The 15,881-nt window shown below is 34.7% G+C and carries 19 protein-coding genes; all 19 read right to left on the bottom strand.

The genetic code is table 11. From position 1 onward, the window contains the following. Positions 1-20: 20 nt before the first annotated feature. Positions 21-338 carry a DUF5658 family protein gene (locus HU823_RS08595; protein WP_197221835.1) on the bottom strand — a complete coding sequence of 106 codons (318 nt, stop codon included), beginning with the start codon at positions 336-338 and terminating at the stop codon, positions 21-23. A 121-nt stretch (positions 339-459) separates the two neighbouring features. Continuing rightward, positions 460-636 carry a YjfB family protein gene (locus HU823_RS08590; RefSeq protein WP_197221834.1) on the bottom strand — a complete coding sequence of 59 codons (177 nt, stop codon included), beginning with the start codon at positions 634-636 and terminating at the stop codon, positions 460-462. Positions 637-1,427: 791 nt separating this feature from the next. After that, positions 1,428-1,574 carry a DUF5658 family protein gene (locus HU823_RS22275; protein WP_370630055.1) on the bottom strand — a complete coding sequence of 49 codons (147 nt, stop codon included), beginning with the start codon at positions 1,572-1,574 and terminating at the stop codon, positions 1,428-1,430. Positions 1,575-1,703: 129 nt separating this feature from the next. Continuing rightward, positions 1,704-2,651 carry a dTDP-glucose 4,6-dehydratase gene (gene rfbB / locus HU823_RS08580; protein WP_197221832.1) on the bottom strand — a complete coding sequence of 316 codons (948 nt, stop codon included), beginning with the start codon at positions 2,649-2,651 and terminating at the stop codon, positions 1,704-1,706. Positions 2,652-2,680: 29 nt separating this feature from the next. After that, entirely contained in the window at positions 2,681-3,571 is an 891-nt protein-coding gene (gene rfbA / locus HU823_RS08575; RefSeq protein ID WP_197221831.1) for a glucose-1-phosphate thymidylyltransferase RfbA, read from the bottom strand. After that, entirely contained in the window at positions 3,568-4,164 is a 597-nt protein-coding gene (locus HU823_RS08570) for an acyltransferase (protein ID WP_197222006.1), read from the bottom strand. The genes rfbA and HU823_RS08570 overlap by 4 nt, the downstream gene beginning before the upstream one ends. Before the next feature lie 38 nt (positions 4,165-4,202). Further along, positions 4,203-5,336, bottom strand: a complete 1,134-nt coding sequence (locus tag HU823_RS08565; RefSeq protein WP_197221830.1) for a DegT/DnrJ/EryC1/StrS family aminotransferase — start codon at positions 5,334-5,336, stop codon at positions 4,203-4,205. Between the two features lie 35 nt (positions 5,337-5,371). Then, on the bottom strand, positions 5,372-8,584 hold the full coding sequence (locus HU823_RS08560) for a TDP-N-acetylfucosamine:lipid II N-acetylfucosaminyltransferase (RefSeq protein WP_197221829.1): 3,213 nt from the start codon (positions 8,582-8,584) through the stop codon (positions 5,372-5,374). Beyond that, complete coding sequence (locus tag HU823_RS08555) at positions 8,577-8,909, bottom strand: hypothetical protein (RefSeq protein WP_197221828.1); 333 nt, start codon at positions 8,907-8,909, stop codon at positions 8,577-8,579. The genes HU823_RS08560 and HU823_RS08555 overlap by 8 nt, the downstream gene beginning before the upstream one ends. A 68-nt stretch (positions 8,910-8,977) precedes the next feature. Further along, complete coding sequence (locus HU823_RS08550; protein WP_197221827.1) at positions 8,978-9,967, bottom strand: flagellin; 990 nt, start codon at positions 9,965-9,967, stop codon at positions 8,978-8,980. Positions 9,968-10,092: 125 nt separating this feature from the next. Continuing rightward, on the bottom strand, positions 10,093-10,338 hold the full coding sequence (csrA, locus tag HU823_RS08545; RefSeq protein WP_197221826.1) for a carbon storage regulator CsrA: 246 nt from the start codon (positions 10,336-10,338) through the stop codon (positions 10,093-10,095). Between the two features lie 2 nt (positions 10,339-10,340). Next, positions 10,341-10,781, bottom strand: a complete 441-nt coding sequence (fliW, locus tag HU823_RS08540; protein ID WP_197221825.1) for a flagellar assembly protein FliW — start codon at positions 10,779-10,781, stop codon at positions 10,341-10,343. Between the two features lie 12 nt (positions 10,782-10,793). Next, positions 10,794-11,369, bottom strand: a complete 576-nt coding sequence (locus HU823_RS08535; protein ID WP_197221824.1) for a DUF6470 family protein — start codon at positions 11,367-11,369, stop codon at positions 10,794-10,796. Positions 11,370-11,435: 66 nt separating this feature from the next. Beyond that, positions 11,436-12,305, bottom strand: a complete 870-nt coding sequence (flgL, locus tag HU823_RS08530; protein ID WP_197221823.1) for a flagellar hook-associated protein FlgL — start codon at positions 12,303-12,305, stop codon at positions 11,436-11,438. A gap of 9 nt (positions 12,306-12,314) precedes the next feature. Beyond that, positions 12,315-13,895, bottom strand: a complete 1,581-nt coding sequence (gene flgK / locus HU823_RS08525) for a flagellar hook-associated protein FlgK (RefSeq protein WP_197221822.1) — start codon at positions 13,893-13,895, stop codon at positions 12,315-12,317. Positions 13,896-13,913: 18 nt separating this feature from the next. Continuing rightward, positions 13,914-14,372: a flagellar protein FlgN gene (locus tag HU823_RS08520; protein WP_197221821.1), complete on the bottom strand. Its 459-nt coding sequence runs from the start codon at positions 14,370-14,372 to the stop codon at positions 13,914-13,916. 10 nt (positions 14,373-14,382) lie between these two features. Further along, positions 14,383-14,649 (bottom strand): flagellar biosynthesis anti-sigma factor FlgM, encoded by a 267-nt coding sequence (flgM, locus tag HU823_RS08515; RefSeq protein WP_197221820.1) that lies wholly within the window; start codon positions 14,647-14,649, stop codon positions 14,383-14,385. Between the two features lie 86 nt (positions 14,650-14,735). Continuing rightward, positions 14,736-15,131, bottom strand: coding sequence for a TIGR03826 family flagellar region protein (locus tag HU823_RS08510; protein ID WP_197221819.1), 396 nt, complete (start codon positions 15,129-15,131; stop codon positions 14,736-14,738). Between the two features lie 82 nt (positions 15,132-15,213). Then, positions 15,214-15,864 carry a ComF family protein gene (locus HU823_RS08505; RefSeq protein WP_197221818.1) on the bottom strand — a complete coding sequence of 217 codons (651 nt, stop codon included), beginning with the start codon at positions 15,862-15,864 and terminating at the stop codon, positions 15,214-15,216. Positions 15,865-15,881 lie beyond the last annotated feature (17 nt).

Here is a 15,881-nt window from a genome sequence, read left to right as displayed (position 1 = left end):
TTTTAAGAAAGGATTATGTTTTAACTCCCTATAAGATAAATATTAATGATTAGATGCCAAGAAATGACTATAACATAAACAAGCAAAGCTAGTAGTAACAGCACTTGCACTCTTCTCTTTAGAGGTATAAATCCAATAGCTATAATTAAGTACGAAAAGAAAAATTTTACTAGAAGAAAAATAACGGGGTCTTGTTCATATAAGCCTCGCATTAATGGATTAAGCTCTTTGCCACCCTTTTGAAGAAGCTGATGAGTAAATAAAGCATCCGCAGCATTTAAAATACCCAAACACAAACATATCCACAAATGCTTTTGTATCCGTATCACTCGATCCATTCCTACTCTCCTCCTCTTCTATTGAAGTATACCCATAATGAGAGAGAAAGTTTACTAGAAATGTGTTGCAAAAAGCGACAAGATCGTTAAAAAGGAAAAGACCTCTTTATAAGAGATCTTTTCACAGTTTTAAATCTATTCTGCTACCCAGGTGAGGCTGAACGGATTGCTCTAACATCTTCATAATATTGATATTGTTTTGTTCAGCGGTGTTCATCGTCATCTTCATCACAGATATGTTGGCTTGTTGTTTGACTTGTGAATGGTTCATCATGATGGATAGAGCGGCAATGTCCATGTGTTCACCAGCTTTCATTTCTCATTTAATTTAAATATCGGTTTAATGTTTGTTTATGCATGAGTGATGTTGTTTATTTTATCTGATGAGGAGAATATAAAAAGCCACCGAATTAGACTAGACTGACATAATCATTTGGAACACTAATAAAACACCTGTTAGACTGCCATACTACCCTCATTTAACTAGAATTAAACTTCACGTATTGGAATACTTCAGGTTTTAGATTTGAATGGAAAGATTCAATTACAGCGTTATCCCAACAATTTCCCCTTGTGGACATACTGTTAATTAATTTACTTTCTTGTATCAACTGCTGATACACATAAGATGTATACACACTTCCTTGATCACTGAGTTTCCTCGTGATTCTAATTCAGCTTTTAAAGTATCTGTCACCAGAGGAGTTTGTTGATGCGTATAGAGCTTGTACGCCACAATTTGATTATTGAACAGATTAATGGTTGAAAGATACATTTTTCATTGGGCAAAACGGCTGAAAAATGTCTCTGTAAAAGAATAGGTGCGACAATGATAGCTTGTACTTGAGATTTCCATTTTCTCTTTGGCTTTACACGGCGCTGTAAATGATGCTTTTGCAGAATACGTTGCACAGAATTGCAATTCAAACTCATTTGATATCGACATTTAGTAGATGCTTAATTTTCCGATGACCTTAACGGTATTTCACAAGCCACACATTAATAATCACATGCCATGAGATTACGATAAAATATATAAGCAAAGCAGTGTTTAGCAGAACCAGTACTCTTCTTTTTAAAAGGATAACCCTATACCAAAAAGAATTTAACGAGGAGAAAGATGACTGGATCGTATTCATACAGACTGCGCATTAAAGGGTTGAGCTCACTTCCGCCTTTTTGCAGCAGCTGTTGAGTGAACAAAGCATCTGCTGCATTTGAAATACCTAAACACAAACAAATTCATAGATGCTTTTGTATTCGAAATAATCTGTTCACCCCTCTCTCTAAACAAAAATTTTGTTTGTCAACAAACATCACAGGGGGTATCATTGTAAAAATTAAAACCTTAAATGCTATGATTTTTTACAAATGACATCGATACCAAGAGATAACATCATCTAATCCCCTTTCAAGATCAATACTTGCTGCCCATCCTAATTCCTTTTGTATTTTTCTTGAGTCGACGGCATATCGAAAGTCATGTCCAAGTCGGTCGTCAACATGTTTTATTAAATTTTGAGAAATATTTAGTTTTTTTAGTATGATTTGAGCAATTTCATTATTCGACTTTTCATTATTTCCACCAATATTATATATTGAACCTGAAGTGCCATTATGAATCACCATATCAATAGCTGAGCAATGGTCAATAACGTGGAGCCAATCTCTTATGTTTTCTCCATTCCCATATATAGGAATAACTTCATTTTTCAAGGCTTTGCTAATTAGTTTAGGTATTAATTTTTCTGTATATTGAAAAGGACCATAGTTATTAGAACATCTTGTAATATTAATATCCAAATTAAATGTCTCATGATATGCTCTAACAATTAAATCTGCACTAGCTTTGCTTGCTGAATAAGGACTGTTCGGAGCTAGTGGCGTTTCTTCTGTAAAATAACCTTCGTTATCAAGCGAACCGTAAACTTCGTCAGTTGAAATTTGAATAAATTTTTTTATTTTGTTTTCTTTTGCTGCTTCTAAAAGAATTTGAACTCCCTGCACATTGCTTTTTATGAAAATTCCAGGATTTTCAATACTTCTATCTACGTGAGACTCTGCTGCAAAATTTACGATTACATCTATATCATATGTTTTGATAACATAATCTACTAATTGCTGATTATTTATATCTCCTTTAACAAACTTATAATTCAGTGAATCTTTTACCGTTAATAAATTGTTAAGATTTCCAGCATAGGTCAATAAATCGTAATTAACAACATTATATTTTTCTTCATATTTCGATAATATATATTTTATGAAGTTGCTCCCTATAAAGCCTGCTCCACCGGTTACTAATAAATTCATTCTCATTCTCCTGCTGATTAGTTTCCATTCTACCCCAACTTATAAAAAACATCCGTACGGTTAGCCAGTTCTATTAAATATTGCCCATATTGGTTGTTTTTAATAGGTTCAGCTAGTTTTAACAATTGCTCTTTAGTAATATTTCCTCTCACATATGCAATTTCTTCTAAACAAGCCACTTTTAAGCTTTGTCTTTTTTCAATCGTTTCTATAAAATGAGAAGCCTCCAGCAATGATTCGTGTGTACCAGAATCCAGCCAAGAAAATCCTCGGCCCAAAACTTCAACATATAAAGTATTCATTTCAAGGTACTTCTGATTAATATCAGTAATCTCTAATTCTCCTCTTGATGAAGGCTTTAGACTTTTTGCTATTTGGATAACATGATTATCATAAAAATATAAACCTGTAACGGCATAATTGGATTTTGGTGACCCAGGTTTTTCTTCAATGGAAACCGCTTGTCTTTCTTCATTAAACTCTATAACCCCAAATCGCTCTGGATTTTTTACATAGTAACCAAAGAGAGTAGCTCCTTCTTTTCGGCTAATTGCCTTTTCTAACCGTTGCGTCAAACCAGGACCATAAAATAAATTATCCCCTAATATAAGAGCAACATTATCATTGCCAATAAATTTTTCACCAATAATAAACGCTTGAGCAATCCCGTCTGGCGAATGTTGTTCTGCATATGAAATAGACAATCCGATCGTTGATCCATCTCCAAGTAGTGCTTTGAAAAGCGGTGTATCTTGCGGCGTTGAAATTAATAAAATCTCATTTATTCCCGCAAGCATTAATACAGAAAGCGGGTAGTAAATCATTGGTTTATCATAAATAGGTAGTAATTGTTTGGATATTGTTTTTGTTAAGGGATATAACCTTGAACCCGTACCACCTGCTAATATAATACCCTTCATAATAATTTGCCCCTAAGTTGATTAGAATTATTTAATTTGAATACTTTTTCTTCTTTTGCAAGGAGATCTTTTTTTCTATTTTTAATTTTTTTTACAGGTATACCAGCATAAATTCCCCATGGTTCGACATCCTGTTTAACTAAACTGTGGGCTCCTATTGCAACCCCTTCACCAACAACAACATTTGGAAGAATAGTAGAATTCGTTCCAACTACTACATGTTTATTTAGGATAACTTCACCCTTTTGAACATTGGAAAATTCAGCCGGCACTGTAGGATTAGTCAAACTTAATCCTGAAAAATCATCAGTTACACTATAGATGACAACCCGCGAAGAAAGATTGGTAAAATCCTTTAACACAACTCCCCCGCTTCCATAGATTGCAGAATAAGCTGCTATATGTATATAAGAACCAATTTCTATATCCTTTTCTCCACCAGATAAAATGCAAAAATCGTCAATTCTTACATGGTCTCCAATGGAGATTGAGGAAGGATTGTAAATACTGCTTTTTCTGCTTATTTTTACACTTTCACCTATAGCTTTAAACCCGAAATTTTGTAGTTCCTCTTTGGAATAAAAAGACAATATTAAAACTCCTCTATTATCTAATTGCGAAAATAATCGTCTTATAGCACATACTCGCTTACTATTTTAATTTCTTTAATTTTATGGCATATAAAAGTAACTTCTTCTTCGGTTAATGTTCCATAAAGAGGCAGAACTAAAACTTTGTTAGCAATCTCCCTTGCAACTGATAATCCCTTTGCAGAAACTAAGTCCTGGTAGCAAGAAAAATCACTGCATAAAGGGTAAAAATATTTACGTGTCTGAATATTGTGCAAAGCTAATTCCTCTTGCAACCTATTTCTGTCTATTCCAAAACTCTCTTCAACTAAAATAGGAAAATAAGAATGGTTTTGTTTTACTTCAATTCTATCCTCAATATATTTAATTCCATTTATCTGATTTAGCTGTGATTTATAGAAATTAACTACGCGTTCCCTTTTTTTTATCTCTTCATTAATATGTTTAAGATTTACCAGACCCATTGCCGCTTGAAATTCGTTCATTTTCGCATTTGTTCCAACAATCTCTATATTCTCCGGATCCATATAACCAAAGTTTTTTAATAAGTTGAGCTTCCTTTGCAGCTCTTTTCCGTTATAGCTAAGAAGTCCACCTTCAATTGAATGAAAAACTTTTGTTGCATGAAAACTGAACATAGAAATATCACCAAAGGCACCAATCGGAATATTATTGAGCTGCACACCAAAAGCATGGGCTGCATCATATATAACTTTCAACTGGTGCTTTTGGGCAATTTCATTAATTTTATATACATCACATGGAAAACCAAATACATGAACAGGCAAAATGGCTATTGTTTGATCAGTTACTAACTCTTCAATTTTGTTTACATCAATATTAAAGGTAGAAGGTTCAATGTCACAGAAAACCGGTTTATTACCCGTCCTTACAATAGCATGAACAGTTGCAGCAAAAGTAAAAGGGGTTGTAATAATCTCTCCCTTTACCCCTATAGACTGTAGAGCAGATTCAAGTGCGAGTGTTCCATTAGTGTAAAGTGTAGCCTCTTCCCCTCCCAATAAATCTTTGAGTTTATTCTCCAAGGAATTATGCAAGGGACCATTATTGGTAAGCCAAGCGTTATTCCATATCTCTTTTATTTGAGCAACGTATTCCTCCATAGGAGGTAAAAAAGGCTTTGTTACCAATATCGGTTTAGTTGATTCTTTCATATCCACCGACTCCAAAAAATGTATTATTGAGGTTATTAAATAAATACTTTGTCCAAACTTTTTTTCAACTCACTATTTGTCAAATTAGATAGCAGTTTTTGCTGATTTTCATCATCACCAACTGTTCGGCTAACAATATGTTTGAAATTCATATTCTCATTCATAATTTCTGAAATGCGGTGAACACAATAATTCTTTTCGTATAAATAACGATTTACTGGAGAGCTATCTTTTAAATATACTTTTTTATTTAAAGCTAATAATAAAAAGATGTTTCCCGCTGCTTGCTGCCTATTATGATTCATAAAAGCCACATCTATTTCTTTGAGCAAGTTGATATATTTCTCCTCTTCCATAAATTGTGTAAGCGGTATAAATTTATCTCCAAGCAGTACTTTACCTTTTTCAATTATTTTTTTTATGTAAAAAGGATTTCCGTATGATAACGGTACTAAAACTTTAAAATTTTCTTGATGATACGTAGAAAGGAGTTCCATGATTTCCACATGATTATTGGATGGATCTCCTGAATTTCCGATCATAAATGTATAATGGTCATTGTTTGCAGTCGACTCTTTCATTGTAATTTGAGATGATATATCCGTTTTATTGATTGGTAAGGGATACATAAACTCTTTCATTAAAGCTGCTGTTAAATAGTGCTTTCTTATTAATTCATAATCTTGTTCCAGCCAAGTTAAAATATAATCTACTTTTCTAATCGCCTTTTTTCTATTCACAAGATATCCAGGGTTACTATTATTATAAAAACCTAGTTCAAGGGTTCTAGAGTCATATAATTCATAGGGGATATAATTGTATATATCTCCTCCCCATACAGCCCAATGGATGATTCCTTCTATAGCAGTCTCCGCAATTAAATCACAAAAGAAATCAAGCAGATAGTGTATAAAGATCTTGTTACTATAGGCCAACATATTACTGATCTTATCTTTGTCATTAAAAGAAAGAACATACAAATTATCTTTCCCATTTGGGTTTACATATTTCATTTGCATATTGTCCGCGATTAGTATAAATGTATGAAGTTGTTCTGCATAATTTTGATTAATAAATTGCATAAAATCTTCACTATATGGGCTGTCTGTCAGTAAGTGCAGGTTCCCAAAGTGACTATTGTTAGCTGGCTTTTTATTTTTCAAACCAGTGGCTATTTGTTCTATCGTTTCTTGTTTATATTCCAATTCCATGCGTTCAAGACAACTCAGAACGTTGTCTTTTCTGGGGATATTTAAACTCAAAATACTTTCATAGGCTTCAATCGCCTGTAAATATTCTCTGGATTCCTCATGCATATTAGCTTTTTTAAGAAAAACTTCATACAAAATCACCTGCAAAAGCCGAGCAAAATAAGGGTATTCATTTGTAGCCTCTTTAAAATATTTCATGAAATTTTGATAATCTTTTTTATCAGCACAATCATATGCAAGTGTTATCGAAATAAGAAATTTTTCTTCCCTATTTTCCAAACTGTTATATATAAGACGCAGGTGTTTTTCGTTATATATATATTTAATATAATTCTTACCCTTTTTTATATAGCTAAGGAATATCTCACATAACTCATCAGAAACAACATCGTTCTTTTTTTGTTCCTCTATTGCAGACAGAAGAATAACATTGGCTATTGCTATAAAAATTCTGTTATTCTGAAAATCATTAAACTTAAAGTCTTTACTTAAACTCTTTAGAAAGTATTCTTTTATATTATCATCTTGATCTATTAGTTTTTTCACAATTTTTTTTATGGTAAAGCTATCAATACTTTTAAAAAACCTGTTCAAAAAGGTACTTGCCATAAAGAGGTTAACGAATTCCATAATGATTTCATCAGAAAATTGGATAAGGTTATATTGATTAATAAGCTCTAATAATAACCTGTTTTTATCCTCGGCTAATCGAATTTTGTTCAATAAGCCATAATCATTTTCAACTTTAGCGAAGAGCATTTCAATTGATTTATTCTCTTCTATATTTAAATCTTTTTTTAAGGTTTCAATAGAATTAATAAAAGAATAACGTGATTTATTTTCAATGCCGATACCTTGAAAGATGTTCAATAATTGCTTATAATCCTTTTCTATCAAGTTTAACTGAGCAAGAAGTTTATATTTTAAAGCCTGGTTTTCAATCATATTAACCCAAGACTTATAATTTTTATTTTTAAAATTTATAGATTGATCCTTAAAGAATGTATTGACCAATAGAGTTAGTGCGAAATTATAGTTTTCTTCATCTAACGTATACATTTCAACTGCATTAAGTTTTGACAAATCTAGTTCGTTTTTATTGTATTTAGAATAAAGATTGAGATAATGTTCTAACGAATCTATACCATTTTCATATTTATTCAACGAGAGATAAGAATGCCCCATATAAAAATACAAATCCGGATAGTCTTTAGTATGTTTCAAACATTGACTAGCAACCTCAATAACTTTCTCATATTTCTTAGCATTCATTAACATACGAGCATACTCGCCAAAAATATAATAACTTAATTTTATAAAATCCTCAGTTTGTGCTGTGACGATCTCATAAGCTTTTTGCATTTCTTCTAAAGCTATAACGTGTTCACCGTGCATGGCATATGAGCGAGATAATTGAAACCGATAATAAACATTTTCAGGTTCTTTTTCGAGTTCATTCTTCAGCATAGTGGCTGTTCGTTGAAACTTTTTTTCCATCAAATCTTTGTCTTCATTGTCATATCCATAATGCAACAGCTTAATATTGTTTACAGTAAAAGTTGGATGTTTATAGCCCGGTTGATTATGAATCGATCCACTATATTTAAAAATTCCATCATTTCGAAACAAACGTTCCTGAACATGAGTTACGTATTTTTTAGCTTTAAAAGATAATAAACTTTTAGTAATGATCCTAATGGTATTATAAGAATTCATATGAGGGTCATTTAATAGTGAAATAAATTCCTCTGGTGTCTCCAAAACCTCATCCGCATCCAAAATAAAAATCCATTCCCCTTTTGCATAAGAAATAGATTTATTTCTCATATCCGAGAAGTTCCCATTCCACGGATGAAAAAAAACGTGTTTTGTATACTCTTTCGCAATTTCCATCGTTTTATCTGTTGAGCCTGTATCAACGATTATTAATTCTGCTTGGCCTTCATCAAGAGTACTTTTAATGCTATTCAAGCAACGCTGAAGATTCTGTTCTTCATTTTTAACGATCATACATATACTTAATTTCTTTTTAATCATTTTTAATACACTCATCCCAATACGTTAATAAAGGTTTCAATTCATATTGTAATTGATCTGAAACTAACAGAAAGTCCTTATTTTCAATACCATCAAGCAAGTCATTAATCTTTTCATTAAATAAATTGAGATCAAAATCAGTTACTTTTTTTTCATTTAGCACAATCGTTGTTTCTGTTAAGATTGTAAGATCGTCTAACCAATAAGATAAACGCTCTTTGTCCTCTTTACTTTCAAGGATTTCACAGATTGGATCAATTCGTTTTATTAAGTTTCGGTTCAATTCTTTAAGGGAGTGTTTGAGTTCATAGATCGCTTCAGTCATAATAGCTCCTTTTTAAAAGAAGGCCGACTAAAGGATTAGTCGGCCCATTAATAGTTATCAAAAGAAAATTAACGTAATAATTGAAGAACACCTTGTGGCTGTTGGTTAGCTTGAGCCAACATTGCTTGTGCTGCTTGAGCAAGGATTGAGTTTTTCGTTTGGTTCATCATTTCAGATGCCATATCTACATCACGGATACGTGATTCAGCAGCTGTTAGGTTTTCAGATGAAGTACCTAAGTTATTGATTGTGTGTTCTAAACGGTTTTGAGTAGCACCAAGTTTTGAACGCTCTGCAGAAACAGTTTCAATAGCAGTATTGATTGTTTCGATCGCTGAATCAGCAGTAGTTTGAGATGAAATATCAATACCTAGTGCTCCTTTTGTGTCAGCTGCTAATGCTGCGCTAGATTCCATTACAAGAGTAGCACCATTGTAGTAACCTGCAACTGTACCAGTTGCAGCTGCTTGCCAAGTACCAAGAGAAACTGAAGGGCTAGAAGCACTTGTTAACTCAGAACCTGTTCCTGTTCCTGTTGTAGCATAAGCTTGACCAACTGAAAGTGCATCAGAACGCATGTCATTTACAGAAATAGTAAGGTTTTGGTCGCTGTTAGCTCCAATATGGAAAGTTCCTGTAAAGCTGCCATCTAAAAGGTTTTTCGTGTTGAATTCAGTGTTGTCACCAATACGTGTAATTTCAGAAGCAAGTTCGTTTACTTCCTTTTGAAGTTCTTTACGGTCAGTATCAGTGTTTGTATCGTTAGCAGATTGTACTGCAAGTTCACGCATACGCTGAAGGATAGAATGAGTTTCGTTTAGAGCACCTTCAGTAGTTTGGATTAAAGAAATTCCATCTTGAGCATTTCGAGAAGCTTGATCCAACCCGCGGATTTGCCCACGCATTTTTTCAGAAATAGCTAGACCAGCTGCATCATCACCAGCACGGTTGATACGAAGACCTGAAGATAGTTTCTCCATTGATTTTGATTGAGCAGTAGCTGCACTGTTCAATTGACGATATGTGTTAAGAGAAGCGATATTGTGGTTAATTCTCATTTTAATTTCCTCCTTGAAATGTGCTCCGTCCACTTCCTTGTGGTTGGATGTTTTTAGAACTGAAGTCTTTTATCGGCCGTTAAAAGTACCTCTGTCCCTACATAACTTATATCGGAGGAAAAATATTATTTTTTAATAGATTTCGAAATATTTTTTTGAAGTTTTATCTGATTAATTGTATTAAGTGAAGTTAGTACAGCTTGATTATTTTCTTCTTGGATCGTGAGATATATTTCTTTTCTTAGTATCTCTATATTTTCAGGAGCATTAATACCTAGCTTAACTTGGTCTCCCTCAATGGTAAGGACCGTAATTTCAATATCGTTGCCAATTTTAATTGCCTCTTGCAGTTTGCGGCTCAAGACCAGCATTTTTAACCCTCCTGTCCGATTAAAGCATCTATTAATAGATGCTTTGTCCGATATCTATCATCCACCAAAACAACTTGTTTACATTTGTTATTTTTAGTATTAATTATGATTGGGGCTTTTAAGTTTGCTGTCGTTTTTTCAAAAGGATCTGCAACAGTAAGTATGACTTGTACAAATACTTCTTTTTCATTATTAATATCCAGCAGTTCTTGTTCTATCGAACTTAATTCAAAATCGTACTCTTTGAAAAAGATAAATGGATCTGTTATTATGAATGCCAGCTCACTGGTTTGAACAGATTGAAGCAATGATAAATCTGTTCCTTCAATAGGTATTAGGACAAAATTATTATCCGTTTGAAACCCAGGTAGACCTTGTTCAAAATCTAATATATCAGACTTCTTCACTTCTACTATATCTTTAAATTTCGTCTCAATTTTCATATTTTCAGCCCTTTACTTTTTTTCATCAAATTGTAATCCAATAACTTCAATTTTTAGTGACGGCCATTGTTTTATCTCACCACGAATTACACCAGGCTTATAATCATGACGGGGTCTATTAATTTTAACATCAATTTCAGGTTTGTGAGTCTTCCAATTTATCTTTAGGTCACCTGGTTGGTAATTTATTTTCACACTAGATGGTGAAGGAATAAAACCTATATTAAATTCATATATTGGACTTTCACTATTTACTTTCGCATGTTCTGCTATTGGATTATCCCCATTTTCAATTCCCATAAGGTCATCACCTTCCTGGGATCTTCTTGCAATTCCAGCAAGCCAATCTTGGTACCCTCTTTGAGCAGCTTCTTCAATTCTTTTGAATATGTTTTTCAAATCCATGTCTTCCCATGCTTGTGATTGATCAATGGTTAATTTACCAGGAGTTTGTATAATAGTAAGTTCTGGTTTGGGTTGTGAAATATTTAGTTCAGCCGGTTGTTGTTCAATTATTTGTACAGCTTTTTGTGATTTTAGCACCAATAGTGCAGGGGTGGATTCAATTTTAAGTCGAGCGATATTCACGTTTTAATCCCCTCCAAATAAAATTAACTGTAAAAAAAGAGCTATCACTGAGATAGCTCTGCATTTTTAACGCAAAAAGTCCATTAACGTCGGTTGCATGATTCGTGAACCTACACCAAGTGCCGCACGATGTACTGATTCTTGCATTTTAAGATCTGTGATTACACGTTCAATATCCGCATCTTCATTATCAGACAAAATGCGGTTAGCGATTACTTCCTGTTCACTGACCCTCTCATCAATAAGTTCAATACGATTATAACGTGCTCCGAGCTCTGCCCGTTCAGCCACAAGATTGTTAATATGCTTATCCAAAATATCCAGATTACTGTCTATGCCATTTGAACCGGAGTTCAAAGCAGTTTCTAAAGTACTGAGATCATCAAAAAGGTCATATGAAAAAACATTTGTCGGATTAATATTTACCGATATTTTTACACCCTTTGACAATTCTAGTTCGACCACATTTTGGTTAGAAGAGAATGAATTAGTGGCCAAATCTACTGGCTTGGTTGTAGTATCATTACCGTTGAAGAGATATTTACCTGCAACTTGCGTGTTAGCCACAGACACTAAATGTTCTTTCAGCTGAGTGATTTCTTTACCAATCATCTGTTTTTGTGAATCTTCAAGTGTATCATTCGAAGCTTGAACAGTTAACTCACGTATTCGCTGAAGAACACTGTTCGCTTTGTCCAAAGCCGTGTCAGCATTCTCCATCCAGTTGTATGCTTCTGAAAGATTCCGCTTATATTGTTCCACTTCTGTTAAATTGGTCCGATAAGTCATGCCCTTCATTGCAACCACAGGATCGTCCGATGGCCGGCTGATTTTCTTACCCGTTGAAAGCTGTTCTTGTGTTTTTGCCATTCTTTCGTAGCTTTGGCTAATGTGTCTCAACGTGTTATTGGACAACATGGATTGAGTTACTCGCATCTACAAAACCTACCTTCCGCCAACGCCCATTCCGTTAATGATTTTATCTAACATTTCGTCAATAACTGTAATATTTCGGGCTGATGCATTGTATGCATGCTGAAATTGAATCATATTTGTCATCTCTTCATCTAAAGAAACTCCACTTACAGAAATACGTCGCTGGTCAACCGCATCTGCGAGGATACTTGAGTTTTCAGTCAAACGAACCGCTTGTTGGGCATCGACAGCCATTTGACCAATCTTGCCTTCATAATAACTTTGTAGAGTAGTGGCTCCTGAAAAGATTTTTGCATTTTTGATATCTGCAAGTTTTAATGCGTTACTGCCATCACCACTATACGCAACTTCTCCAGCCGGAGCCCACGCGGCAGCGATTCTATTAAGTCCTAAGGTTCCTTCCATATTAGAATGGAGTGTTATTCCTTTTGCAGCTCCTGCGGAAGTCGCTCCTATACCATCAAAGAAAGAGTAAGTTGTGGCAGGAGTTTTTGTACCAGCATTAATATTCTCGAGATTCCATCCGTCTTGTTGTACTTTATTGAATTCACTAGCAAACTCAAAAGCCATTTCATCCAGACTCGCGAGCATTTCAGGATAAGTACCTTTTACATTACCAAGGCTGTCTACAAAACCATTTGACTCTATTATCCCTTTTAACTCACCATTTGATAGGTTTTCAGCATTAATATAATATGCAGTAGCAGCATCTGAAGCTGAAGTAACCACTACGTTTTGCACAATTGTATTCGTTGAGTCATAAGTGATATCTACTTTCCCTAATGCATTTGTAGAATTAGGATCCACTAGCATAACAGCAGGAGAATAAGAATTTCCGTTAGAAGACAGCAACTCAATTTGGTATTGCCCTTCCGCTATAGGTGAAGATTGACCACCACTTTTAATAGGGGTTACTTTAACATTTACGAGAGTGGAAAGATGATCAACTAATGAGTCTCTCTCATCGTACAATTTATTAGGAAGATACCCATGCGGCTCTACTTCGCTTATCTGTTTGTTAATGCTGTCGATATCTTTTAGTATTGCATTGATTTCTTTTGTAGTTATATTGGCTTGTGTTTTCAAATCCCCTTGAATAGCAGATAAAGAGTTTGATAGATAATTAAAAGTCTCTGCTACAGCTAATCCGCGCTGACGAACTACAGAACGAGCTCCAGAATCCTCAGGGTTAACGGATAGATCTTGAAGTGACTGCCAAAAACGATCTAGCGTCTTTGCTAGACCATTATCAGATGGTTCGTTCATAATGTCTTCCATCTTCTCTAACGCTTCACTTCTAGCATCCCAATACCCGAGCTTGTTATTCTCTCCTCGAAACTGAGTATCAAGAAATCCTTCGCGAACACGCTGTACCGATCCAGCCGCTACTCCTGTACCCATTTGTCCTGGAATCTGCGGACGGTTCATGCTCGCAGCCGGATATGCTTCAGTCTGAACAAAGTTCACTCTTTGACGGCTATACCCAGGAGTATTCGCATTTGCTATATTGTGACCTGTCGTTTGAAGAGCGGTTTGCTGTGTAAACATTCCTCGACGGGCTGTTTCTAATCCATGAAAGGTTGAGCGCATTGTAATTCCTCCGTAGGTTTAAGCTTTTGAATCAAAAAGTGATGCCGCATTATTCTGATACGGATTTTTTTTCGTCTGGTTATACGTCACAGGTTCACTGTGAGGCTGCATCATACTAAGTGACATATTCACATATTGCAGGGACTGCTCGAGCAACCCCTGATTAAGTTGATTTCTATTCTTTAAAGCATCATAGATATAAATCAGTCTGTTTTGTAGATTCAACAATCGTTCTTTTTCTGGTTCTTCTACTTGTTCTAAAACATCACCTAACGTGACATTCGCGAACTTAACAAGTCTTTCTTTCTCGATCTGTTGAAGTTTTTTCACTTGAAGATCTTCTTCTTTTAACAGAACATCTAGTGACTTCATATCTCCTGATTTAAGTACTTCTGTTTTACGTTCTCCGAGAGTTAGAAGATCTTTGTGAGATTCAAACAAACGTTCAAGAAGTGATTTCATCTGTGCCGTTTCCATGAGATCCTCCTTAATCCTGCTTGTAGTATTGAATAATGGAAGCAGCTGTTTTAGAAACATTTACTTGATATGTTCCGCTATCCACTTGTTGTTTGATCTCATTCACTTTATTCGTCCGGTCTTGTTCAAATTTTGAGGAAGACAAGAGTTTCTTTGCTTCATCAGAAATTTGAATCTCATCTTTTTTGTATGTAGCCTTAACATGATTATCCTTCATATGGGGCACCTGTTTTGTGTATGGGTTATTTTGAATAGAGTTAAAATGATTAATTCGCATTTTTAGTCACCTCATCTAGAGACTTAAATCTTATTTAATGTATCGGCTAAATTATAAAATTCTTTAAGTGATGATAAGAAATTAGGTTAATTGTCATCTGTATGGTAAGAAGGTAATGCTTCTTCTTGTTTTCTTCTGATCAAGTCTTCAATCGAGAGCTCTGATTTGATACGAGCTTTACATTCTTCACATAAACGGCCATCATTGATTGGCGCCTGACATCCATCACATGGATACGTAAAATTCGGGTATCCTTTAACACGAATTCTTCCTTGATGTATGAAATAGATGATCTTACTTTCTGAGACCTTGGTTGCTTCACTTACTTCCACTAGCGTCGCTTTACGATTCTCGCTTTTTCTAAGATATCGGTATACATGATCATAATCCTGTTCTTCTTCTCGAAAGCACACATCACACTGCTCACGAATGTACTTCACAAAAAGTTTGCCGCACTGCGGACAGTTCATCAAATTGTCCATATCGCTTCCCGCTCCTTAACACTTCTATCTTCTATATATATCGGATTTGAGTGAGCGAGTTTTAACAGGTCCTTCGTTTTATTTATCGCGCTAAGGTGATAGATGAAGCTTCTTTTGCTCCAGCTTCAATCAGGACTTTCGCCGCATAACGTAATGTACTTCCTGTTGTGTATACATCATCCACTAGAATAATTTTCTGACCTTTTACTTTATTAGAGTCTACAACCTCAAATGGATTCTCTTTTTGAGATAACCGTTCCTCACGTGTTTTCTTACTTTGTTTCTCTTCGTGTGTTTTTCTCTTTAAAAGGTGTTCTACTGGCTTTTTCATTCCTCTTGCCAAAATTTCAGCCTGATTAAATCCTCTTTCATAATGTCGCTCCTCACTTAATGGAATGGGAATAAGGATTGCATCACGGTAAATCTTTTTGAACTCAGAGCTTAGCAACGGATAAAAGGCTTTAACAATTTCAGCATCTCCACGATATTTCAGCTTAGCTATGATTTCTTTCATATAGTCGTTATAGACATAAAGTGACCGATTTTGCTGTAGAATACCTTTCCAATCCTTTTTTTCCTCCCAGCGAATGCAGTCAAAACAACAATCACCCTGTCGATATTGCTCGGGAAATATTGAAAAGTCACGACCGCATATTCTACAAATCTCACCTTTAACCCTTACTATTTTCACTTCACAGTCCTGGCACAATATTGGTGATTGCTTCAAGCCCATTAACGCCTCCCATGACC

Source organism: Fictibacillus sp. 18YEL24 (assembly GCF_015903855.1).
In the GTDB taxonomy this organism is placed as follows: domain Bacteria; phylum Bacillota; class Bacilli; order Bacillales; family Fictibacillaceae; genus Fictibacillus; species Fictibacillus phosphorivorans_C.
Note: the sequence above shows the minus strand (reverse complement) of the source record. Positions and strands in the feature narration are given on the sequence as shown.